At 72.4% G+C, this 22,812-nt stretch carries 21 protein-coding genes; 3 read left to right on the top strand and 18 right to left on the bottom strand.

The genetic code is table 11. The annotated features are described in order from the left end of the window. Positions 1-65: 65 nt before the first annotated feature. The 13 genes from nusB to JOE43_RS10900 all read right to left on the bottom strand — a co-directional run bounded on the left by nusB (position 66) and on the right by JOE43_RS10900 (position 13,828). On the bottom strand, positions 66-476 hold the full coding sequence (gene nusB / locus JOE43_RS10960) for a transcription antitermination factor NusB (protein ID WP_209517724.1): 411 nt from the start codon (positions 474-476) through the stop codon (positions 66-68). A gap of 18 nt (positions 477-494) precedes the next feature. After that, positions 495-1,058, bottom strand: coding sequence for an elongation factor P (gene efp, locus JOE43_RS10955; protein ID WP_209517722.1), 564 nt, complete (start codon positions 1,056-1,058; stop codon positions 495-497). Positions 1,059-1,169: 111 nt separating this feature from the next. Next, positions 1,170-2,312 (bottom strand): hypothetical protein, encoded by a 1,143-nt coding sequence (locus tag JOE43_RS10950; RefSeq protein ID WP_209517720.1) that lies wholly within the window; start codon positions 2,310-2,312, stop codon positions 1,170-1,172. Next, on the bottom strand, positions 2,309-3,613 hold the full coding sequence (locus tag JOE43_RS16210; RefSeq protein WP_209517718.1) for a 26S protease regulatory subunit: 1,305 nt from the start codon (positions 3,611-3,613) through the stop codon (positions 2,309-2,311). Before JOE43_RS16210 ends, JOE43_RS10950 begins: the two co-directional genes overlap by 4 nt. Before the next feature lie 30 nt (positions 3,614-3,643). After that, a complete protein-coding gene (gene aroB / locus JOE43_RS10940; RefSeq protein ID WP_209517716.1) occupies positions 3,644-4,777 on the bottom strand; it encodes a 3-dehydroquinate synthase in 1,134 nt (377 codons plus the stop codon). After that, positions 4,774-5,268 (bottom strand): shikimate kinase, encoded by a 495-nt coding sequence (locus JOE43_RS10935; RefSeq protein ID WP_209519187.1) that lies wholly within the window; start codon positions 5,266-5,268, stop codon positions 4,774-4,776. The genes aroB and JOE43_RS10935 overlap by 4 nt, the downstream gene beginning before the upstream one ends. A gap of 71 nt (positions 5,269-5,339) precedes the next feature. Beyond that, positions 5,340-6,545, bottom strand: coding sequence for a chorismate synthase (gene aroC / locus JOE43_RS10930; protein ID WP_209517715.1), 1,206 nt, complete (start codon positions 6,543-6,545; stop codon positions 5,340-5,342). A 94-nt stretch (positions 6,546-6,639) separates the two neighbouring features. Beyond that, on the bottom strand, positions 6,640-7,911 hold the full coding sequence (gene mltG, locus JOE43_RS10925; RefSeq protein WP_167259157.1) for an endolytic transglycosylase MltG: 1,272 nt from the start codon (positions 7,909-7,911) through the stop codon (positions 6,640-6,642). A gap of 2 nt (positions 7,912-7,913) precedes the next feature. Next, positions 7,914-8,423, bottom strand: a complete 510-nt coding sequence (ruvX, locus tag JOE43_RS10920) for a Holliday junction resolvase RuvX (protein ID WP_209517713.1) — start codon at positions 8,421-8,423, stop codon at positions 7,914-7,916. Between the two features lie 2 nt (positions 8,424-8,425). Further along, entirely contained in the window at positions 8,426-11,098 is a 2,673-nt protein-coding gene (gene alaS, locus JOE43_RS10915; protein WP_209517711.1) for an alanine--tRNA ligase, read from the bottom strand. A 65-nt stretch (positions 11,099-11,163) separates the two neighbouring features. Next, positions 11,164-11,364 carry a hypothetical protein gene (locus JOE43_RS10910; protein ID WP_209517709.1) on the bottom strand — a complete coding sequence of 67 codons (201 nt, stop codon included), beginning with the start codon at positions 11,362-11,364 and terminating at the stop codon, positions 11,164-11,166. 189 nt (positions 11,365-11,553) lie between these two features. Then, a complete protein-coding gene (gene rpsD / locus JOE43_RS10905; protein WP_082514352.1) occupies positions 11,554-12,183 on the bottom strand; it encodes a 30S ribosomal protein S4 in 630 nt (209 codons plus the stop codon). Between the two features lie 232 nt (positions 12,184-12,415). Continuing rightward, positions 12,416-13,828: a replication-associated recombination protein A gene (locus JOE43_RS10900; RefSeq protein ID WP_209517707.1), complete on the bottom strand. Its 1,413-nt coding sequence runs from the start codon at positions 13,826-13,828 to the stop codon at positions 12,416-12,418. Positions 13,829-13,967: 139 nt separating this feature from the next. On the opposite strand from JOE43_RS10900, the gene JOE43_RS10895 reads away from it, so the two are divergent. The 3 genes from JOE43_RS10895 (at position 13,968) to JOE43_RS10885 (ending at position 16,729) form a co-directional block, all read left to right on the top strand. After that, the gene (locus tag JOE43_RS10895) at positions 13,968-14,747 is read left to right on the top strand and encodes a peptidylprolyl isomerase (RefSeq protein WP_209517705.1); all 780 of its coding nucleotides are present in this window, start codon (positions 13,968-13,970) and stop codon (positions 14,745-14,747) included. Positions 14,748-14,831: 84 nt separating this feature from the next. Further along, positions 14,832-16,070 (top strand): DUF349 domain-containing protein, encoded by a 1,239-nt coding sequence (locus JOE43_RS10890; protein ID WP_209517704.1) that lies wholly within the window; start codon positions 14,832-14,834, stop codon positions 16,068-16,070. A gap of 104 nt (positions 16,071-16,174) precedes the next feature. Beyond that, positions 16,175-16,729, top strand: coding sequence for a type IV toxin-antitoxin system AbiEi family antitoxin (locus tag JOE43_RS10885; RefSeq protein WP_209517702.1), 555 nt, complete (start codon positions 16,175-16,177; stop codon positions 16,727-16,729). Positions 16,730-16,756: 27 nt separating this feature from the next. Here JOE43_RS10885 and JOE43_RS10880 read toward each other — a convergent pair whose 3' ends face one another. The 5 genes from JOE43_RS10880 to yajC form a co-directional block, all read right to left on the bottom strand. Beyond that, complete coding sequence (locus JOE43_RS10880; RefSeq protein WP_307803331.1) at positions 16,757-19,042, bottom strand: bifunctional (p)ppGpp synthetase/guanosine-3',5'-bis(diphosphate) 3'-pyrophosphohydrolase; 2,286 nt, start codon at positions 19,040-19,042, stop codon at positions 16,757-16,759. Between the two features lie 96 nt (positions 19,043-19,138). Beyond that, a complete protein-coding gene (locus tag JOE43_RS10875; protein WP_307803330.1) occupies positions 19,139-19,495 on the bottom strand; it encodes a rhodanese-like domain-containing protein in 357 nt (118 codons plus the stop codon). After that, positions 19,492-20,502: a protein translocase subunit SecF gene (gene secF / locus JOE43_RS10870; RefSeq protein ID WP_209517700.1), complete on the bottom strand. Its 1,011-nt coding sequence runs from the start codon at positions 20,500-20,502 to the stop codon at positions 19,492-19,494. The genes JOE43_RS10875 and secF overlap by 4 nt, the downstream gene beginning before the upstream one ends. Continuing rightward, positions 20,502-22,262 (bottom strand): protein translocase subunit SecD, encoded by a 1,761-nt coding sequence (gene secD / locus JOE43_RS10865; protein WP_209517698.1) that lies wholly within the window; start codon positions 22,260-22,262, stop codon positions 20,502-20,504. Before secD ends, secF begins: the two co-directional genes overlap by 1 nt. A 94-nt stretch (positions 22,263-22,356) precedes the next feature. Next, positions 22,357-22,779 carry a preprotein translocase subunit YajC gene (yajC, locus tag JOE43_RS10860; protein WP_209517696.1) on the bottom strand — a complete coding sequence of 141 codons (423 nt, stop codon included), beginning with the start codon at positions 22,777-22,779 and terminating at the stop codon, positions 22,357-22,359. Between the last annotated feature and the right edge of the window lie 33 nt (positions 22,780-22,812).

Raw genomic sequence — 22,812 nt, 5'->3', positions numbered from 1 at the left:
ATTTAAAGGACGTCGGGGTGGTGCGTCACGACCCGGCCCGCGGGCCGCGACGCGGTGCCGCCAGCCTAGCGGCTGGCGGCGACGCTGCTGAGCAGGCCGTTGACGAAGGTGGCCGAGTCGTCGGTGCTCAGCGACTCGGCGAGCTCGACCGCCTCGCTGATCGCGACGTGGTCGGGCACGTCGTCGGCGTACAGCAGCTCGAAGATCGCGATGCGGAGGATGCCCCGGTCGAGGATGGGCATGCGCTTCAGGGGCCAGCCCTGCGAGTACGTCTCGATCAGCTCGTCGATCTCGGAGCCGTTCTCGACGACGCCCTGGACGAGGTCGCGGGCGTAGCCCCAGCTGGAGCTGCGCTCCGGCTGGGCCATGGCCCGGGTGGTCTCGGCGACGAGGGCGTCGCTGATGCTGATCTGTCGGACGTCGGCGACGTAGAGGACGTCGAGGGCGCGCTTGCGCGCCTTGGTGCGTGCGCTCACGGAGGCTGTCGGCGCCGACTAGTCGGCGACGCGGCCGAGGTAGCTGCCGTCGCGCGTGTCGACCTTGACCTTGGTGCCGGTCTCGAGGAACAGCGGGACCTGGATCTCGTAGCCGGTCTCGACCGTCGCGGCCTTGGTGCCGCCGGTCGAGCGGTCGCCCTGGAGGCCGGGCTCGGTGTACGTGACCTCGAGGACGACGCTGGCGGGCAGCTCGATATAGAGGGGCGTGCCGTCGTGGAGCGCCATCTGCACGTTCTGGTTCTCGAGCATGAAGTTCTTCGCGTCGCCGACGATCGTGGCGGGGACGTTGATCTGGTCGTAGTCGCTGGTGTCCATGAACACGTAGCCGTCGGCCTCGGCGTAGAGGTACGTGTACTCGCGGCGGTCGACGTTGGCGAAGTCGATCTTGGTGCCGGCGTTGAAGGTCTTGTCGACGACCTTGCCCGACATGACGTTCTTCATCTTGGTGCGGACGAAGGCCCCGCCCTTGCCCGGCTTGACGTGCTGGAACTCGATCACGTTCCAGAGCTGGCCGTCCAGGTTGAGGACGGCGCCGTTCTTGATGTCGTTGGTGGTCGCCATGCGTGCGGGGTCCTTCGTGTCTGCGAGCGTGAGGTGAGCGGAGGCGCCGGGCCGACCTCGGGGGCGGTGACGGCGGCGGACCGCGAGGGCCCTGATCAGGCCAGGAGGAGTTTAGCGCGGTCGGCGGCGTCCGCCGCGCGACGGGCTCGAGACCAGGGCGCCGAGCACGGGGCCCCCGAGCCAGGAGAGCACGGAGAGGGCGAAGGCCGACGCGCCGCAGACTCCCCCGACGACGAGCGCCGGCCCGCCGACGGGACCGTCGCCCGTCGCCGTGCCCAGGACGAGCACGACGGAGCAGCCGAGGACGAGCAGCAGCAGGACACCGGCCTGGACGCCGAGCCAGACGACGTGCGCCGGGCTCACCGAGCGGAGGCGGTCGAGGAGCGCCCGGGGCTCCAGGCCCGCCCGGGCGGCGAACCTGGCCACGAGGAGGAGCCACCACCCGGCCGCGGCGAGCGTGGCGAGGACGGGCACGAGGAGCAGGAGGCCGACGAGGACGCCCCCGTCGGCCTCGGCCGCTCCGGCCGCCGCGCCGGCGACGAGGAGCGCCGTCGCCCAGGGGGCCAGGGCGGGCAGCGCTCCCAGGCGGGTGACGACCTGGTGCACCAGGGACCGGAGGTGGACGAGCGCGTCCCTCGAGGTCGGCGCGTCCGCCAGCTGCGCCAGGGCCCCGACGCTCGCGACCTCGGCGCGCCCCGTGTCGAGGTCGAGGGCGTCGAGGCCGCGACGGGCGTCGACGTTCTCGGGCTCCAGGGCCAGCGCCGTGCGGAAGGCGGAGCGCGCTGCGGCGTACCGCCGGTCGCGGACGGCCATGTCGGCGACGACGAGGTGGGCGGCGGGCTGTTCCGGCGCGAGGCGGACGCACTCGGCGGCGTGCGCCCTCGTCGCGTCGGTGGGGAACGGCTCGGCCATGCCCAGGTAGGCGGCGCTCGCGTGCACCCGCCACTCGTGCGGCGCGAGACGCAGGGCCTCGGCTGCCGCGGCCCTCGCGTCGTCCGCCTCGCCGAGGCGGTGCGACGCCTCGGCCAGGATGGTCCAGGCCGTCGCCGCCCCGGGCTCGACGGACGTGGCACGCCGGGCGGTGTCGCGCGCGGCGAGCCGGCGGCCCGCCTGGAGCTGCACCGCCGCGAGGAGCCGGAGCGCGGGCGCGTCGTCGGGGCAGGACCTGAGGTGCCGGGCGAGCGCGGCCGCGGACTCCTTCAGCCGGCCCTCCCCCCGGAGGCGCGTCGCGTCGGCGAGGTCGTCGGTGCTCACCGGCCGCGCCTCACGCCGAGGAAGGCCCGCAGCTCGGCGAACGTCCCGTCGTCGACGCCGTAGGCCACGACGCTGCGGGCCGCCGCCGCCCACTCGCCCACGGAGGACGTCACGGACGACACCGCGCGGCGGAGGTCCCGGTCGGAGACCGGACGGGGCGTCCCGGCCGCGACGCTGTCGGAGAGCGCACGACGGAGGGCCAGGTCGCAGACGTAGGCGACGTCCGCGCCGGAGAGACCCTCCGTCCGACGGGCCAGGCCGTCCAGGTCGACGTGGCCCACCGGCCGTCCCTCCAGGCGACGACGCGCGATCTCCCGCCGGGCGGGCCCGTCCGGCGGGAGCACGAGGAGCGTGCGGTCGAGGCGTCCGGGCCGTCGCGCGGCCGTGTCGACCTCCCAGGGTCGGTTCGTCGCGGCGAGCACGAAGAGGCCGTCGTTCCGGGAGCCGACGCCGTCGAGCTCCACCAGCACCTGGGTGGTGAGCGCCGCCGTCCAGCCGTCCGCGGACGAGCGGCGGGGCAGGAGGGTGTCGACCTCGTCGAGGAAGAGCACGCACGGGGCGGCGCGTCGCGCGGCGGCGAAGAGGTCGGCGACGGCGAGGTCGGCGCGACCGCTCGCGTGGTCGTGCAGGTCGGCGCGGGACACGCTCAGGAACGCGGCGTCGAGCTCGCCGGCCAGGGCCCTCGCGAGGTGGGTCTTGCCGCAGCCGGGCGGGCCGTAGAGCAGCAGCCCTCCCCGCAGCGTCGCCCCGTACGCCTGGCGCAGCTCGGGGTTGCGCAGCGGCACCAGGAACGCCTGGTCGACGGCGGCCTTCACGTCGGCCATCCCCCCGACGTCGGAGAGCCGGACGGCGGGCCGGTCGATGCGGAAGGAGGCAGCGTGGAGGTCGTCCTCGGCGGTGGCCCAGTCGAAGCCCGAGTCGTCGGCGCGCACCGGGCCTCCGAGGCCGTCACCGGCGCCGAGGTCGTCACCGGCGCCGAGGTCGGCGAGGCCCCGCGGGTCGGCGACGTCGGCGAGGTCGCCGGGCGACGTCGCCCCGTCGTCGACCCGTGTCGCCTCGTCGACGGACCCGTCGTCGCGCACGCCCCCCGCCGTGTCGCCGGACGGTCCGAGGGCTCGTCGCATGCCGGCCCGCGCGTGCTCGTCATCGGGATCGAGGGCCAGGGCCGCCGCCAGGGCGGCCACGGCACCGCCGACGTCGCCCTCCTCGAGCAGGAGCGATCCGAGGTGGACCCTCAGGGGGACGTCGTCCGGGGACTGCTCGACGGCGAGCCGCAGCGACCGGATCAGGGATTCACCCACCCCCGGATCATAGTGACCCGTGAGCGACCGTCAGGAACCGATCTCCTGGTACGCCATGAAGAGCAGGCTCGCGTCGGGGCCGGTCAGCACCGTCGGCTTCGCGACGTCGTCGAGGACGATGAAGCGGAGCATGCCCGCCCGGGACTTCTTGTCGCGCTGCATCGTCGCGAGCAGGGTGTTCCAGCGGCCGAGCGGGTAGCTCGTCGGCAGGGTCAGGGACTCGAGGATGCGGCGGTGACGGTCGACGACCTCGTCGCTGAGCCGTCCGCTCAGGCGGGCCAGCTCGGCGGCGAAGACCATGCCGACCGAGACGGCGGCGCCGTGCCGCCACTGGTAGCGCTCGGCGTGCTCGACGGCGTGGCCGAGGGTGTGCCCGTAGTTGAGGATCTCGCGGAGGCCCTGCTCGGTGAAGTCCGCCGCGACCACGCGCGCCTTGACGCCGATGGCGAGCTCGAGCACCCGCCGGAACTCCGGGGTCGTCGGGTCGACCGCACGGTCGACGTCGGCCTCGATCACGTCGAGGATCTCGGGCTCGGCGATGAAGCCCGCCTTCACGACCTCGGCGAACCCGGCGAGGATCTCGTTGCGGCCGAGGGTGTCGAGCATGTCGAGGTCGGCCACGACCGCGACCGGCGCGTGGAAGGAGCCGACGAGGTTCTTGCCCTCCGCGGTGTTGATGCCGGTCTTGCCTCCCAGGCTCGCGTCGACCATGCCGAGGACGGTCGTGGGCACCTGGACGAGTGCGACGCCGCGGAGCCAGGTCGCGGCCACGAAGCCCGCGAGGTCGGTGACGGCCCCGCCGCCGAGGCCGATGACGGCGTCCGTCCGGGTGAAGTCCGCCTGGCCGAGCACCTGCCAGCAGAAGGCCGCGACCTCGACGCGCTTGGCGTCCTCCGCGTCGGGGACCTCGGCGATGAGGGCCTCGTAGCCCGCGGCGACGAGGCTCTCGCGCAGCTCGCCGGCCTTCCGGCCGAGCGTGGGCGCGTGGACGATGAGCACCTTGGCGGTGCCGCTCGGGAGCAGCGCCGGGATGCGCGAGGCGACGCCCCGGCCCAGCACGACGTCGTAGGGGGCGTCGCCCCCGACGCGGATGGTCGTCGAACCGTCGTCGTCGCGGGCGGTGTCGCCCTGCGGGTCGTCGTCGTGGGGGCGGGTGTCGCTCATGCGGGCCTCTCGGTCAGGGGGTCGGGGTGCCCGGCCAGGAAGACGACGATGTCGTCGACCACGGTCGAGACGGGCCGGTCGGACGTGTCGAGCTCGACGTCGGCCAGGGATCGGTACAGGGGTGCCCGCTCGTCGGCGATCGCGCGCCAGGCGGCCATGCCGCCGGTCTGCAGGAGCGGGCGGGCGGACCCGGCGATCCGCGCCTCCACCGCCTCGGGCGTGACGGTCAGCAGCACCACGGTCGCCGCGGCGAGCCGCTCGCGCGTGTCGGGGTGGAGCACCGCTCCCCCGCCGAGCGAGACCACGCCGGGACCCGTCAGCGCCTCGGCGACCACGTCGTGCTCGAGCTCGCGGAACCGGGGCTCTCCGTGCTCGGCGAAGATCTCCGCGACGGGCCCGTGTCGCCTCACGACGACGCGGTCGGTGTCGACGAACGGCAGGCGGAGCCGACGGGACAGCTTCTTGCCGATGCTGCTCTTGCCGGCGCCCATCGGGCCGATGAGGACGACGGGCCGGGGGTCGGCCACGGCCGTCCGCGACGCCGTGCCCTCCGGGGCGTCGGTCACGACCCGGAGGCCGCCGCCTGCGTGCGGAGGGTCTCGGGGATCGACTCGAGGTAGGCCCGCACGTTGCGTGACGTCTCGGCCAGGGAGTCGCCGCCGAACTTCTCGAGCACCGCGTCGGCGAGGACGAGCGCGACCATCGACTCCGCGACGACGCCGGCGGCGGGCACGGCGCAGACGTCGGAGCGCTGGTGGTGGGCCTTGCTCTCCTCCCCCGTCACGACGTCGATCGTCGCGAGGGCGTGGGGGACGGTGGCGATCGGCTTCATGCCGGCGCGGACGCGGAGGACGGTGCCGGTGCTCATGCCGCCCTCGGTGCCCCCGGCACGGTCGGTGTCGCGGGAGATGACGCCGCCCTCGCGGTGCAGCTCGTCGTGCGCCACGCTGCCGCGACGACGAGTCGTCTCGAAGCCGTCGCCGACCTCGACGCCCTTGATCGCCTGGATGCCCATGAGGGCGGCTGCGAGGCGGGAGTCGAGCCGGCGGTCCCAGTGCACGTGCGAGCCGAGGCCGGGCGGCACCCCGTAGGCGAGCACCTCGACCACGCCGCCGAGGGTGTCGCCGTCCTTCTTCGCGGACTCGACCTCCTCGACCATCAGGGCCGAGGTGGCCGGGTCGAAGCAGCGGAGGGGATCGTCGTCGAGCCGGTCGACGTCGCCCGGGCGCGGCAGGTCGGCGCCCTCGGGCACACGGACGGGGCCGATGGAGAGCGTGTGGCTGACGAGCTCGACGCCGAGCTCGGCGAGGAAGGAGCGCGCCACGGCGCCGAGGGCTACGCGCGCGGCCGTCTCACGGGCGCTCGCACGCTCCAGGACGGGGCGGGCCTCGTCGAAGCCGTACTTCTGCATGCCCACGAGGTCGGCGTGGCCGGGGCGGGGGCGCGTGAGGGGGGCGCTGCGCCCGCGGGAGGCGTCGCTGACCTCGACGGGCTCCGGGCTCATGACCTCTTCCCACTTCGGCCACTCCGTGTTGCCGATCCGGAGGGCGACCGGGCTGCCCATGGTGAGGCCGTGGCGGACGCCGCCGGAGATCGCCAGCTCGTCCTGCTCGAACTTCATCCGTGAACCACGGCCGTAGCCGAGCTTCCGCCGGGCGAGGTCGGTGCGGACGGCGTCCATCGAGACGGGCACGCCCGCGGGCAGCCCCTCGAGGACGGCGATGAGCTCGGGGCCGTGAGATTCCCCTGCGGTCAACCAACGAAGCATGCGGCAATCCTCGCACAGGCCGGAGTCGCGGCCGTCCGTCGGCCGCCGCCGCCCCGGTCGGGGACGACAGCGGCGGGCACGGGCGGCGGCGGGCCTACTGGTACTCGGGGTGCTCGCGCATCCACGCCTGCCAGACGGCGACGGCCTCCTCGTGCTCGGCGAACGTCGTCGAGAACGCCGTCTCGCCGGTGTCGAGGTTCGTCGTGACGAAGTAGAGCCAGGTGCCGTCGGCCGGGGCGACGGCCGCGTCGATCGCGAGGTCGCCGGGGTTGGAGATGGGGCCGACGGGGAGGCCCTCGTGCTGGTACGTGTTGTAGGGGTTGTCGGCGTCGCCGCGCTCCGCGTCCGTCGTCGTCACGCGGTGCGTGTTGCCGGTGCCGTAGGCCACGGTCGCGTCGGACTGCAGCAGCATGCCCTGGTCGAGGCGGTTCTGGAAGACCCGCGCCACCTTGGGGTAGTCGGCCGCGAGGCCCGCCTCCCGCTGGATGAGCGAGGCGAAGACGACGATGCGCTGCTGGTCGGCGGGCTGGACGCCCGCGGCCGCGAGGCGCTCCTTCATCGTGTCGACCATCTGCTGCAGGTAGCCCCGCGCGTCGAGGCCGGGGTCGAGCTCGTAGGTCGCCGGGAAGAGCCAGCCCTCGAGGCTCGTCGCCTCGGCGGGCAGGCCGAACGACGCGGGGTCGGCGGCCGCGGCCTGGACCTGGTCGAGCGGGATGCCCGTGGCGTCGGCGAGCAACGTGTACACGTCGACGGCGGCCGTCCCCTCGGGGATGACGACACGGTCGGTGACCCGGTTCGAGGAGTCCTGGAGGGCGGCGAGGGCCGAGGCGGCGCTCATCTCCTGCTGCAGCGTGTAGCTGCCGGGCTGGAACGTGATGGTGGGGTCGGCGAGCATGAGCGAGTAGGCGGCCTGGTAGCTCTTCGTGACGCCGGCGTCGTTGAGGTTCGTCGCGATGTCGGAGCCGTTCTCGCCGCTGGTCACGGCGAACTGCACCTCCGTGCCGTTGCCGGAGCCGGAGAAGTCCTCGGGAGCGGGCTCGCCCTGGAGCTTCTCGATCAGGGGCGACACGGCGCCCCAGGCCGCGGCGACGCCCGCAGCGCCGCCGCCGACGACGACCAGCAGGACCACGAGCAGCACGACGCCGCCCTTCTTGCTGCCGCGAGGGCGCTTCTCACGGGCCCGGGGCGATCGCTCCCGGTCGCGCTGCTCGCGACGTGAGGCGGCCGGCACCTCCTCGACCGGCTCGGCGGTGGCGACCCCGGCTCGGCGGTCACGGGCGGAGGCACGGCTGCCGTCGGCGCCGCGGGGCGGGTCGGACTGCGGAGGCGACGCGAAGAGGTCGTCCCACTGGGGATCGTCGGCCACGGTCATCGTCCTTCGTCGGGTACGGGGAGGGCCCCGGCGCCGTCGTCGGGGCCGGGTGCGCCCACGAGGTGACCGGGCGGGCGACCGCTCGACCGCTCGAGGTCGAGCGCGTGCTGCACGATGATAACAGCGGCGACCTGATCGATGACGGATCGTTGTCGACGGCCCTTGCGCCCGGAGGCCCGCAGTGCTCCCTGTGCACTGACGGTCGAGAGCCGCTCGTCGACCAGCCGGACCGGCACGTCGCTGCGGTCGGCGAGGACGGCGGCGAAGTCGCGCGCGTCGGTGGTCGAGGGAGTGTCACCGCCCGACAGCGACAACGGCAGGCCCACGATGATCTCGAAGGCCGACGCCTCCGCGGCGTGGGCGAGGATGGCGTCGACGTCGGAGGTGCCGTCGGCCGCTCTCGGCACGGTCTCGACCGGGGTCGCGATCATGCCGTCCGGGTCGGTGCGGGCGACGCCGATGCGGGCACGGCCCACGTCGACGCCGAGCCGCACCCCGCGACGCACCCTCAGCCCCGGAGGGCCGCGACGATGCCGGCCAGCGCCGCCGGCACGGCGGCCACGTCGGAGCCGCCGCCCTGCGCGAGGTCGTCCTTGCCGCCTCCCCCGCCGCCGAGCACGCCGGCGGCCGCGCGGGCGAGGGCACCCGCCTTCACACCGGCCCGACGAGCACCGTCGGTCGTGGCGACGATGACGGCCGGCTTGCCCTGCACGTCGGCCGCCAGGGCGACGACGGACGAGGACGAGGAGCCGAGACGCTCACGCACGGAGGTCACGAGCGAGCGCAGCTCGTCGGTGGTGCGCAGCGCGCCGACGTCCTCGGCCACGACCGTGAGCTCGCCGACGACGGCGGCCGTCGCCGCGAGCGAGGGCACCCGGGTCGCGAGCTGGGCGGACTCGAACTCCGCGATCCGCTTCTCGGCGGCCTTGAGGCTCGCCACCAGGTCGCCCACGCGCTCGGGCAGCTGCTCGCGCGGCGCCTTGAGCGACGACGTGAGCTGGGCCACGATCGCGCGCTCCGACGCGAACTCGCGGAACGCGTCCAGGCCGACCAGCGACTCCACCCGGCGGTTGGTCGAGCCCACGGAGGTCTCGCTCACCAGGTTGACGAGCCCGACCTGCGAGCTCGTCGACACGTGGGTGCCGGCGCAGAGCTCCCGCGACCACGGGCCCCCGATGTCGACCATCCGCACGGTCTCGCCGTACTTCTCGCCGAAGAGGGCCATGGCGCCCATCGCCCGGGCCTCGTCGAGGGGCATCTCGCGGGTGACGACCTGGAGGTCGTCGCGGATGGCCCGGTTCGCGATCTCCTCGATCTCGGACCGCGTGGCGGGGCTGAGGGCCTGGTTCCAGTTGAAGTCGAGGCGGAGGTAGCCGGCCTTGTTGTACGAGCCGGCCTGGTGCGCCTCCGGCCCGAGCACCTCGCGGAGCGCCGCGTGCACGAGGTGGGTCGCGGAGTGCGCCTGCGTCGCGCCGCGGCGCCACACGGGGTCGACGACGCTCGTCGCGGCGTCCCCGACGCCGACCTCGCCGGAGCGCACCTGGACGCGGTGGCTGATGAGGCCCTTGACCGGCTTCTGGACGTCGAGCACCTCGAGGTCGAAGCCCGTGCCCACGATGCTGCCGGCGTCGGCCTCCTGCCCGCCGGACTCCGCGTAGAGCGAGGTCTCCGCGAGGATCACCTCGGCGATGTCGCCCGCGACGGCACGGTCGACGGACGCGCCGCCGACGATGATGCCGAGGACGGTCGACTCGGTGTCGAGCACGTCGTAGCCCGTGAACACGGTCTCGCCGTGGGCACGGAACGCGCTGTAGACGCTGAGGTCGGCGAGGGCGGTCTTCCGCGATTTGGCGTCGGCCTTGGCGCGGGCCCGCTGCTCGCTCATGAGGCGGTCGAAGGCCTCGCGGTCGACCGTGAGGCCGTTCTCCTCCGCGATCTCGAGCGTCAGGTCGATCGGGAAGCCGAAGGTGTCGTGGAGGAGGAAGGCCGTGTCGCCCGCGAGTCGCGGAGAGCCGGAGCCCTCATCGCGGCGCTTCGTGTCGGCCACGGCGATGTCGAGGATGTCGGTGCCGGCCGAGAGCGTGCGGAGGAAGGTCTCCTCCTCGCCGACGGCGAGCTGCGAGATGCGGTCGTAGTCGGTCTCGACCTCCGGGTAGGCCGCCTTCATGGCGTCCCGCGAGGCGGCGAAGAGCACCGGGAAGGTGGCCCCCTCCACGCCCAGCAGGCGCATGGACCGCACGGCGCGGCGGAGCAGGCGACGCAGGATGTAGCCGCGACCCTCGTTCGACGGACGGACGCCGTCGGAGAGCAGCATGAGCGCGCTCCGCACGTGGTCGGCGATGACCCGCATGCGGACGTCGTCGTCGTGCACGGCGCCGTAGCGGCGGCCGGACAGCTCCGCGGCGGCGTCGAGCACGGGGCGGACCTGGTCGATCTCGTACATGTTGTCGACGCCCTGCTTGAGGAACGCGACGCGCTCGAGGCCCATGCCGGTGTCGATGTTCTTCGCCGGCAGCTCGCGCACGATGTCGAAGTCGACCTTGGAGCGCACGTTCTCGATCTGGTACTGCATGAACACGAGGTTCCAGATCTCGACGTAGCGGTCGTCGTCGGTGGCCGGGCCGCCGTCGACGCCGTAGGCGGGGCCCCGGTCGAAGAAGATCTCGGAGCACGGGCCGGCGGGGCCGGGCTGGCCGGTGTGCCAGTAGTTCGTGTCCTTCCCGAGGCGCTGGATCCGCTCGTCGGGCAGCCCTGCGATGCGCTTCCAGAGCTCGATCGCCTCGTCGTCCTCCTCGTAGACGGTCACCCACAGGTCGTCCGGCGAGAAGGCCAGCCCGCCGTCGGCCTCGCTCGAGGTGAGCAGCCCCCACGCGTACTCGATCGCGCGGTCCTTGAAGTAGTCGCCGAACGAGAAGTTGCCGTTCATCTGGAAGAAGGTGCCGTGCCGCGGCGTCTTGCCGACCTCCTCGATGTCGTTGGTGCGGATGCACTTCTGGACGCTGGTGGCCCGGGGCCACGGCGTCGGCACGAGGCCGGTCAGGTAGGGGATGAACGGCACCATGCCGGCGACCGTGAACAGCAGCGACGGGTCGTCGCTGACCAGGGAGGCGGACGGGACCACGGTGTGGCCTCGCTCACCGAAGTACTCGAGCCAACGGCGGCGGATCTCTGCGGTCTGCATGGTTCTCCCAGGGGTGCTGCGGTGATGTGCGGGGGCGGACGAGGAGGCGCGGGGCCCCGGCCGGGTCAGCCCTCGGTCGTGGGGTCCGTCGCCGAGCGCAGCTCGGCCTCACGGGTCTTGTAGCCGTCGACGACCGCGGCGCGGAACGACGTGACGCTGCCGTCGATCTCGTCGAGGAGGCGCTGCCCCCCGGACGTGCGGACGGCGAGGTGAGCGATGCCGAGCCCGAGGGCGACGCCGACGGACAGCAGGATCAGGCTCTTCACGGGTGCTCCTCACGGGTCTGCGCCGGGACGGCGCGGGTCGACACGTCAGCTTACTTCGTACGGTCGGACGCTCGGGCACGGGGTCCGCCGCGGGCGGGCCCCCGCCGGGCGCCCCCGGCCGCCGGGGACGACGAAGGGAGCGCGCCACGTGAGCGGCGCGCTCCCTCCGGAGTCGCTGTGGAGCAGGTGCTAGCGGGCGGCGTAGTACTCGACGACCAGCTGGACCTCGCAGGTCACGGGGACCTCGGCGCGCTTCGGGCGACGCACGAGGCGGGCCTGCAGCTTGTCGATCTCGACCTCGAGGTACGCGGGCACCTTGGGGAGGAGGTCGACGTGGCCGCCGGCGGCGGAGACCTGGAAGATCTCCATCTTCTCGCTCTTGGGCTTGACGTGGATCATCTGGCCCTCCTTCAGACGGAAGGACGGGCGGTCGACGAGCTTGCCGTCGACGAGGATGTGGCGGTGCACGATCATCTGACGGGCCTGGGCGGTGGTGCGGGCGATGCCGGCACGGACGACCAGGGCGTCGAGACGCGTCTCGAGCAGCTCGACCAGGTTCTCACCGGTCAGGCCCGAGGCCTTGCGGGCCTCGTTGAAGACGATGCGGAGCTGGGCCTCGCGGATGCCGTACTGGGCACGCAGGCGCTGCTTCTCGCGGAGACGGACGGCGTAGTCGCTGTCGGTCTTGCGCTTGGTGCGGCCGTGCTCGCCGGGAGCGTAGGGACGCTTCTCGAGGTAGCGGGCGGCCTTGGGGGTCAGCGCGATGCCGAGGGCACGCGAGAGACGGGTCTTGCTGCGGGTACGTGACTTGGTCGACACGGTCGTCCTGTTCTTGTCGTGGATCATGGAGGGCCGGCCCAGCGCGCGAGCGCCGGCAGGCGTAACAAGAGGGGTGAGTGCCGCGGTGGCGACCGGCTACAGGTCGTCGCACCTCTCTCGGGGACGTCGTCAGCAGCCGCGCATCGACGCCCGAGTTCTAGGCAACCCCACGAGCATACAGGAGCGGCTGCGGCTGCGCGACAGGACCGGGGCGGCGAGTCGCCGTCGGGCGTCAGCGGCCTCGGGTGATGCGCCGCAGCTTCTCGAGCCGGGCGGCCACGTCGCGCTCGTTGCCGTTCGAGGTGGGGTCGTAGTACGTGCGGTCGACGATCTCGTCGGGCAGGTACTGCTGCTCGACCACGCCGAACTCGGAGTCGTGGGCGTACTTGTAGCCCTTGCCGTGCCCGAGGCGGCGGGCCCCGGGGTAGTGCGCGTCGCGGAGGTGCTTCGGGACGGGCCCCGCGCCTCCTGCCCGAACGTCGGCGATGGCGGCGTCCAGGGCGCTGTAGGAGCGGTTCGACTTCGGCGCCGTGGCGAGGTACACGACGGCCTCGGCCATCGGGATGCGCCCCTCCGGCATGCCGATCATCTGGACGGCCGTCGCCGCGGAGACGGCCACCGTCAGCGCGTTCGGGTCGGCCATCCCGATGTCCTCCGAGGCGGAGACGATGATGCGACGGCAGATGAAGCGAGGGTCCTCCCCCGCCTCGATCATCCGGGCGAGGTAGTGGAGCGCGGCGTCGACGTCCGAGCCGCGGACGGACTTGATGAACGCGCTGATGACGTCGTAGTGCTCGTCGCCGTTGCGGTCGTAGCGGAGCAGGGCGCGGTCGACGGACTGGGCGACGGTCTCGGCGGTGATGACCGGTCGGCCGTCGTCTCCTGTGCCCTCGTCGCCGTACTCGGCGTCGGGGTCGTAGTCGGCGTCGGCGTCGACCTCCTCGGTCGCGGCGCCCGCGGCGGTGAGCTCGGCCGTCGTCGCGGTCGCGGCGTGGGCGGACGCCTCGAGCGCGGTCAGCGCCCTCCGGGCGTCGCCCGACGCGAGCCGGACGATCGTCGACAGCGCCTCGTCGTCGAGGACGACCCGGTCGTCGAGGCCCCGGGGGTCGTGCACGGCGCGTCGGACGAGGTCGCCGAGGTCGTCGTCGCTCAGCTGCTCGAGGGTGAGCAGGAGCGACCGCGACAGCAGGGGCGTGATGACCGAGAACGAGGGGTTCTCGGTGGTCGCGGCGATGAGGATGACCCAGCCGTTCTCGACCCCGGGCAGCAGGGCGTCTTGTTGGGCCTTCGTGAAGCGGTGGATCTCGTCGAGGAAGAGGACGGTCGTCGTGCCGTAGAGGTCCCGGTTCGTCAGGGCCTTCTCCATCACCTGACGGACGTCCTTGACGCCCGCGGTGACGGCGGACAGCTCGATGAACTGGCGCCCGGAGCTGTGCGCGATGGCCTGTGCGAGCGTGGTCTTGCCCGTCCCCGGCGGGCCCCACAGGATGACCGAGACGGCGCCCTGCTCCCCCGTGGTGTCGGAGGCGAGGGTGACGAGGGGCGATCCGGGCCGCAGCAGGTGCCGCTGACCGGCGACCTCGTCGAGGCTGGTGGGGCGCATGCGGACCGCGAGTGGGGTCGAGCTCTGCGGGAGCGGGCTCATGGGCACCCATGCTAGACCGGGCCCCCGACACGGGAGCCGTCGTCGTCGCCGTCGTCGCCGTCCGCCCCGATACAGTCGATCCCGACCACACGAGCGCGTCCGTACGGGGGCGAGCGACGACCGAGCACGGAGGACACGCGTGGCTGCGACGAAGAACGACCGGGAGTCCCGCGACAGGCTGCGGCGGTACACCGCCCGGCAGCAGGTGCACGCCGCCCAGGTCGCCCGGCGCCGCCGCGACGACGTCCTCGCCGTCGTGGGCGTGGTGGTCGTCGTCGGCCTCGCCGTTCTCACGCAGGTGGTCTGGAGCCAGGACGACCCCGGCACGGCGGCGTCCACCCCGTCGCCGAGCGCCTCGTCGACGGCCGAGGCGACCGGCACCGGCGACGTCCCGAGCGCCGACATCGCCGAGGGCCGCACCTGGACGGGGCAGTTCGACCTCAACGACGACGTGCAGCTGGGCGTCGAGCTCGACGGCGCGGCGGCGCCGCAGGCGACCTCCGTGCTCGTCGACCTCGTGCGGAAGGGCTTCTACACGGGCACGAGCTGCCACCGCATGAGCGACGCCGACTCCGCCGAGTTCCTCCAGTGCGGCTCGGCGAACGGCGACGGCACGGGCGACGCGGGCTTCACCTTCGGGCCGCTCGAGAACGTCCCGTCCGACGGCCTGTACCCGGCGGGCACGATCGCGATGGCCAGGGGCGAGAGCCCGGACTCGCAGTCGACCCAGTTCTTCGTCACCTACGGCGACACCTACCTCGACGCCTCGACCGGCGGGTACACGGTCGTGGGCCGGGTGACGAGCGGTCTCGACCAGCTGACCGCGAACATCACCGACGCCGGGCTGACGCCGGGCACCAGCGAGACGGACGGTGCGCCGGTCGTGCCGACCACCATCACGTCCGCGTCCCTGGAGTAGTCCTCCGCGCCTCCTCGTGCAATAGGCTGGGCACCCATCGCGGGGGCTCGTCCTGAGCGCCGCGACGAGCACCTCCAGCAAGGGATGACAGTGGCTACTGACGATCGGGCACCCTGGGGCCGAGTCGACGACGACGGCACCGTGTACGTGCGCGAGGGCGAGGGCGAGCGCGCCGTGGGGCAGTACCCCGACGCGACGCCCGCCGAGGCCCTCGCCTACTACGAGCGCAAGTACACCGAGCTGAACGGGCAGGTCACCCTGCTCGAGCAGCGGGTCAAGCGCGGCGCCTCCGCCTCCGACGTGGCGAAGACGGTGAAGGCCCTGCACCAGCAGCTCGCCGAGCCGAGCGCCGTCGGCGACATCGAGGCGCTGCGCACGCGCGTGGCGGCCCTCGACTCGACCGTCGGCGAGATGACCGAGAAGCAGAGCGCCGAGGCGCAGGAGGCGCTGACCGAGGCCGTCGCCTACCGCACGTCGCTGGTCGTCGAGGCCGAGACGCTCGCCGCGCAGGACCCCGCGCGGGTGCAGTGGAAGCAGGTCACCGCGGCCGTCGACGACATCTTCGCCCGCTGGCAGAAGCACCAGCAGGACGGCCCCCGCATCCCGAAGGGCGAGGGCAACGACCTCTGGAAGCGCTTCCGCGCGGCCCGGTCGACCATCGACCAGCACCGCAAGGCGTTCTACGCCGACCTCGACTCCACCCACCGTGAGGCCCGCCAGCGCAAGCAGGCCCTCGTCGAGGCGGCGGACGCCCTGGCGCCCCGCGGGGCGGACGGCATCCCCGAGTACCGCCACCTGCTCGACGACTGGAAGCGCGCGGGCCGCGCCGGCAAGAAGTACGACGACGCGCTCTGGGCACGCTTCAAGCGCGCCGGCGACGTCCTCTACGCCGCGAAGAGCGAGATCGCCGCTCAGGACGACGTCGAGTACGAGGGCAACCTCGCGGCCAAGCTCGCCCTGCTCGACGAGGCCGAGAAGATCCTCACGGTCACCGACCGGGTTCCCGCCCGGGAGCAGCTCACCTCCGTCCAGCTGCGCTGGGACGAGATCGGCCGCGTGCCCCGCGAGCAGCTCCGCTCGGTGGAGGACCGCCTGCGCAAGGTCGAGTCGCACGTGCGCGAGCTCGACGAGCAGTTCTGGGAGAAGAACAACCCCGAGCGCAAGGCCCGCTCGGAGGGCCTCGCCAGCCAGCTGCAGGACGCCATCACGAAGCTCCAGGACGAGCTGACGGCGGCCGAGGCCTCGGGTGACGCCCGCCGGGTGAAGGAGGCCCGCGAGGCCCTCGACGCCCGTCGCGTCTGGCTGGACGCACTCGGTTCCTGACCGGCCCGCGACTCGTCGCCCCCGCACGACCACGACCGCCCGCCCTCTCCACAGGAGAGCGCGGGCGGTCCGTCGTCCCGGCCCCGGTGCGCCAGGCTGGCCCCGTGCGCCGACCGCTCCCCCGCCTCCTCAGCCCTCGGGACCTCCCCGAGGCGGAGCTGCGGGCTGCCGTGCTCGACGGCGAGCTCTACGCCGTCGGTGACCGGTGGTCGTCCGTGGCCGACCCCGACGACGCGGAGGCGCGGGCCCGGTCGGTGCTGTCGGAGTCGTCGTCGAGGACGATCGCGGCCCGCCGCACCGCTGCCTGGATCTGGGGGGCCTGCGCCGCGCCTCCCCCGGACCTCCAGTGCCTCGTGTCGTCGTCCGCCCGGAGCCGCGGTGCCCCGTCGGGCAGCCGCGTCTCGGAGGTGCGGATCGACGACGACGAGGTCGTGCGCCTGGGCGGCGTGCTCGTGACGTCGCCGGCGCGGACGGTGCTCGACCTCCTGCGGCTCAGTGACCCTCACGGAGAGGCCGAGGAGCTCGCGCTCCGGGTGCTCGGAGACCACGGCGTGGAGCCGCGCTCCGTGCTCGCCCTCTCGCGCCGGCACTCCTCGGCGGTGGGCCGGGCCCGGGCACAGGCGCTCCTGTGTGCCCTCGTCGACCCGGTGCTCGGCTGAGGCACCGGGTCGACGAGGGCGCCCGCGTCAGCCGGCGCTCACCCGGTAGACGTCGTAGACCGCGTCGATGCGACGCACCGCGTTGAGGACGCGGTCGAGGTGCGTGGTGTCGCCCATCTCGAAGACGAAGCGGCTGAGGGCCAGACGCTCGTCCGACGTGGACACGCTCGCCGAGAGGATGTTCACGTGGTGCTCGGAGAGCACCCGAGTGACGTCGGAGAGCAGACCGCTGCGGTCGAGGGCCTCGATCTGGATCTGGACGAGGAACACGCTCTTCGACGACGGCGCCCACTCGACGTCGATCATCCGCTCGGGCTCCTTCATCAGGCCCTGCACGTTGTGGCAGTTGGCCTGGTGCACGCTGACGCCCTGGCCCCGCGTGACGAACCCGACGATCTGGTCGCCCGGCACCGGCGTGCAGCACTTGGCGAGCTTCACGAGGATGTCGGGGGCCCCGCGCACGAGCACGCCCGAGTCGCTGTTGCGGAGCGGACGCGTGACGCCCTTGCTCGGGAACTCGAACTCGCCCTCGTCGACCTCGTTCTGCTGCTGGACCGCGGCGAGCACCTTCTCGATGACCGACTGCGTCGAGATGTGGCCCTCGCCCACGGCGGCGTAGAGGCTCGAGACGTCGTCGTGCCGCAGCTGCGAGGCGACCTCGGCGATCGAGTCCTGGTTCATCAGCTTCTGCAGCGGCAGGTTCTGCTTCCGCATCGCCCGCGCGATGGCGTCCTTGCCCTGCTCGATCGCCTCGTCGCGGCGCTCCTTGGTGAACCACTGCCGGATCTTGTTCCGGGCCCGGGGGCTCTTGACGAAGCTGAGCCAGTCCTGGCTGGGGCCCGAGTCCGGGTTCTTCGAGGTGAACACCTCGACGACGTCACCGCTGTTGAGCACGCTCTCGAGCGGCACGAGGCGGCCGTTGACCTTGGCGCCCATCGTCCGGTGGCCCACCTCGGTGTGCACCGCGTACGCGAAGTCGACGGGCGTGGCGCCGGAGGGCAGGCCGATGACCTTCCCCTGCGGCGTGAAGACGTAGACCTCCTTGGCGCCGATCTCGAAGCGAAGGCTGTCGAGGAACTCGCCCGGGTCGGCCGTCTCGGCCTGCCAGTCGGAGATGTGCGCGAGCCACGCCATGTCGGTCTCGGTGCGGGCGCCGGTGCTGGAGTCGTCGCGGCCGCCGTTCATCCGCTGCTTGTACTTCCAGTGGGCGGCGACGCCGAACTCGGCACGCTGGTGCATCTCGTGGGTACGGATCTGGATCTCGACCGGTCGGCCCTTCGGCCCGATCACCGTGGTGTGCAGCGACTGGTAGAGGTTGAACTTCGGCGTGGCGATGTAGTCCTTGAAGCGACCCGGCAGGGGGTTCCAGCGCGCGTGGATGGAACCGAGCACCGCGTAGCAGTCCCGCAGGGAGTTGACGAGGACCCGGATGCCGACGAGGTCGTAGATCTCGTCGAACTCGCGGCCGCGCACGATCATCTTCTGGTAGATCGAGTAGTACTGCTTCGGCCTGCCGACGACGTCGCCCCGGATCTTCGTCGACTTGAGGTCGGACTTCACCGCGTCGATGACGTTCTGCACGAACTGCTCGCGCTGCGGGGTCCGCTGCTTGACGAGGTTGTCGATCTCGACGTAGAGCTTCGGGTGGAGGACGGCGAAGGAGAGGTCCTCGAGCTCCCACTTGATGGCCTGGATGCCGAGCCGGTGCGCGAGCGGCGCGTAGATCTCGAGCGTCTCGGTCGCCTTCCGCGTCGCCGACTCGGACTCGACGAAGCCCCAGGTGCGGGCGTTGTGGAGGCGGTCCGCCAGCTTGATCACGAGCACGCGGATGTCCTTCGACATCGCGACCACCATCTTGCGGACGGTCTCCGCCTGGGCGCTGTCGCCGTACTTCAGCTTGTCGAGCTTGGTGACGCCGTCGACCAGCATCGCGATCTCGTCGCCGAAGTCGCGCTGCAGCATGTCGAGCGTGTAGTCGGTGTCCTCCACAGTGTCGTGCAGGAGGGCGGCGGCGACGGTCTTGGAGCCGATGCCGAGGTCGGCCAGGATCTGGGCGACGGCCACGGGGTGCGTGATGTACGGCTCGCCGCTCTTGCGCAGCTGCCCCTGGTGGGCGCGCTCGGCGACGCTGTAGGCCCTCTCGATGACCACGAGGTCGGCCTTCGGGTGGTGCATGCGGACGGTCTTGACCAGCCGGTCGACGGCACCGGCCGGCTGGCTCCGCGAGAACAGCCGGGGCAGGAGGGTGCGGAGCGACGCCGTACCCTGGGGCAGCTCGGGCGGGGCGTCGTTCCTCGTGGTGATCTCGGTCACGACCGCGCCTCGCTCTCGTCCAGGGGCCTGCTCGGCCCCGTCGGGTGGGTGGTGGCCGTGGCGGTGATCCGCTCCGACAACGCTACCCTCTCGGCGTCAGTCGACCGACGCCGCGGCCCCGTCGTCACGGGTCAGTTCGCCGTCGGCGTCGCGCCAGGCGAGCATGCCGCCCTCGACGTTGACGGCACGGCGCCCCGCTCGGCGCAGCGCCGCCGAGGCACGCATGGAGCGCATGCCCGAGTGGCAGACGACGAGCACGTCACGGTCGGTCGGAACCTCGTCGAGGCGCTCCCCCAGCTCGGAGAGCGGCACGAGCACGGCCTGCGGCGCGTGGCCGGCGTCCCACTCGGAGCGCTCGCGGACGTCGAGGAGGTAGCCGCCGTCGGCCACCAGGGCCACGGCCTCCGCGGCGGTGACGTCGGGGAAGTCGGACGAGCCGGCCGCGGCGGTCACGAGCCGACCTCGGCACGCTCGTCGGTGGCCACCGGGGCGGCGGCACCCGTCTTCTTCGCGTCGCGGTCGACCAGGGCCGGCTCGCGCATCCGCAGCGTCGCGTACAGCGGCGACGCGATGAAGATCGTCGAGTAGGTGCCCACGAGGATGCCGATGAAGAGGGCGAGGGAGATGTCGCGCAGCGTCCCGGCCCCGAGGACGAACGCCCCGATGAACAGGATGGCCGCGACGGGCAGCAGGGCCACCACGGAGGTGTTGATCGAGCGGACGAGCGTCTGGTTGACGGCGAGGTTGACCGACTGCGCGAAGGTCCGCCTCGAGCTCTCGCCGTCCTCCGTCGTGTTCTCGCGGATCTTGTCGAAGACGACCACCGTGTCGTAGAGCGAGTAGCCCAGGATGGTGAGGAAGCCGATGACCGCCGCGGGCGTGACCTCGAAGCCCACGATGCCGTAGATGCCCGCGGTCAGGACGAGGTCGTGCAGCAGCGCGGCCATGGCGGCCAACGACATCTTCCACGTGCGGAAGTAGAGCGTCATGCCGATCGCGGCGAGGATGAGGAAGATCACGAGGCCCTTGATGGCCTGGCCCGTGATGTCGGCGCCCCACGAGGCGCCGATGAACGACGACGTGACACGGTCGGCGGGCACGTCGTAGGCCTCGGCCAGGGCGTCGGCGACGTCGTTCGTCTGCGCGGGCTCGAGCTGCGAGGTCTGGACGCGGATGGTGTCGGAGCCGACCTGGGTCACGCGCGGTGTCGAGCCGGGCGCCGCCGCCTCGACCGTCTCCGTCGCGACGTCCTGGTCGAGGGAGGCAGGCTGGGCCACCTGGAACTCGGACCCGCCGGTGAACTCGATGCCGAAGTGGAACCCGCCGCGGAGGAAGGGCACCGTGGCCGAGAGGATGAGGACGACGACGGCGACGATGTACCAGGTACGGCGTCGGCCGACGATGTCGTAGGAGCGAGCCCCCGTGTAGAGGTCGTTCCCGAACTTCGAGAAACTGGCCATCAGGAGTCCTTCCCGTCAGTGCGCGTCGTGTCGTCGACACGGTCGCCGTTCTTCTCGGCGGCCTTGCGCTCCGCGATGGTCTGGCGCTTGGCGGCCTCGCGGCCGCCGGCGCCCTTGCGAGCCCCGACGGGTGCCGGGGTGCGGAACTGTGCCCGGCCGCGGTAGACCGCGCCGAGGGCCTTGGGGTCGAGCCCGCTGAGGGGGTTGCCCTCGCCGAAGAACCGCGTGCGGGCGATCAGCTGGAGCATCGGGTGCGTGAACAGCGCGACGACGATGAGGTCGATCACCGTCGTGATGCCGAGCGTGAGCGCGAAGCCCTTCACGTTGCCCACCGCGAGGACGAAGAGGGTGATGGCGGCGAGGAAGTTGACCGTGTCCGACGCGATGATCGTGCGGATGGCCCGGCGCCAGCCCGACTCGACCGCGGACTCGAGGATGCGCCCGTCACGGAGCTCGTCGCGGATGCGCTCGAAGTACACGATGAACGAGTCGGCGGTGATGCCGATGGCGACGATCAACCCCGTCACGCCGGCGAGCGACAGCCGGTAGCCCTCCCGCCAGGAGAGGATCGCGATGACGAGGTAGGTCAGGGTGGCCGCGATCACCAGCGACAGGATCGTGACGAAGGCCAGCGCCCGGTACTGCACGAGCGAGTAGATCACGACGAGGATGAGGCCGATCAGGCCGGCGATCAGGCCGCTGACGAGCTGGGTCTGGCCGAGGGTCGCCGTGATGTTCTCGTTGCTCTGCACCGTGAAGCTGATCGGCAGGGCGCCGAACTTGAGCTGGTCGGCCAGGGTCTTCGAGGTGTCCTGCGTGAACGAGCCGGTGATCTGCGCCTTGCCGTCGGTGATCGCGGCGTTGGCGGACGGGGCGGTGATGACCTGGTTGTCGAGCGTGACCGCGAACTGGTTCTGCGGCGCCTGCAGGGTGACGAGGCGGGAGGTGACGTCGCTGAACTCGCGCGAGCCCTGGCCGTTGAACTCGAGGTTGACGGCCCAGGTGTTCGTCGAGTTGCCCTGCGAGTCGGTGGCGAGGCCGTTGGTGGCGTCGCTGATGTCGCTGCCCTGGACCTCGACGGGGCCGAGGATGAACTTCGACGTGCCGTCGGTCGAGCAGGTGACGAGCGGCTCGTCGTCCGGCGCGGTCGCGAGGTCGTTGTCGGCGGCGCACTGGTAGTTCGTGTACTCGTCGGCCAGCTGCTCGGTGATCCAGGCCAGGTCGGAGGCGTTGGTCGGCGAGGCCGTGGGGGTCGAGTTGAGCTCGGGGTTCGGCGTGTAGGGCGTGGCCGAGGGGCTCGCGGACGCGCCGTCGGCGTCGTCGCCCCCGACGGCGGCCGTGCTCACGGCCTCCGTGTAGAGGACGGGGCGGAACGTCAGGCGCGCCGAGGCCTCGATGCGCTCCAGCGTCGCGTTGTCGGGCCGACCGGGGATCGAGACGACGATGTTCTGCGAGCCCTGGCGGGTGATCTCCGACTCGGAGACTCCGGCCGAGTCGATGCGCTGGCGGATGATCGTCACGGCCTGGTCGAGCTGCTGGCTCGAGACGGACTCGCCGCTCGCGAGCTGCGCCGCGAGGGTGATCTGCGTGCCGCCCTGCAGGTCGAGCGCGAGCTCGGGCACCCAGCTGGCTCCGGCGGCCCAGTCGGCCTTGCCGTTCAGCAGGGTGGCGGTGCCGTTGAGGGCGGTCAGCCCCGCGATGATGACCAACAACCAGGTCAGGGAACGAAGGGCCTTCTTGACCGGCGTCGAGCGTGCCACGGAGGAGTCTGCTTTCTCATGGGAGCGCGCGCCCTGGTGAGGAGCGCGCGCCGGGGGGTCGGGCGGGGCCGGGTCGTGGCCCCGCGACGGCGGTCTAGACGGTGCGGGGGTTCTCGTCGTCCGAGGCGGGGGCGTCGACGCGGTCGCCCGCGGCTCGCTCGCCGAAGGCGGGCTTGGTCAGGTCGACCGGCTTGCCGGCGGGACGCCCGTCGACGTCGTCGGCCTCGTCGACGACCGTGTCGTCGTCGGCGACGACCGGGGGCGTGACGACCCGGCCGAGGGTCTGGCGGTGCACCTTCAGGACGGTGCCGGGAGCGACCTCGACCTCGGCCGTGGTGGTCTCGTCGTCGATGGAGACGATGGTGCCGTAGACGCCGAAGGTCAGCATGACCTCGACCCCGGGCACGAGCGCGGTCTGCAGCTCGGCCTGCTGACGGTCGCGCTTCTTCTTGTTGCGGAACATGAAGAAGACGAGGACCACCAGGAGGAGGACCATGATGAGCGATGTGGCGTCCATGAGGAACTGCCTTTCGGAGCTAGGAGGTTGTCG

This window comes from Frigoribacterium sp. PvP121, assembly GCF_017833115.1.
Classification (GTDB): domain Bacteria; phylum Actinomycetota; class Actinomycetes; order Actinomycetales; family Microbacteriaceae; genus Frigoribacterium; species Frigoribacterium endophyticum.
This window is presented reverse-complemented; position numbering and strand designations above follow the sequence as displayed.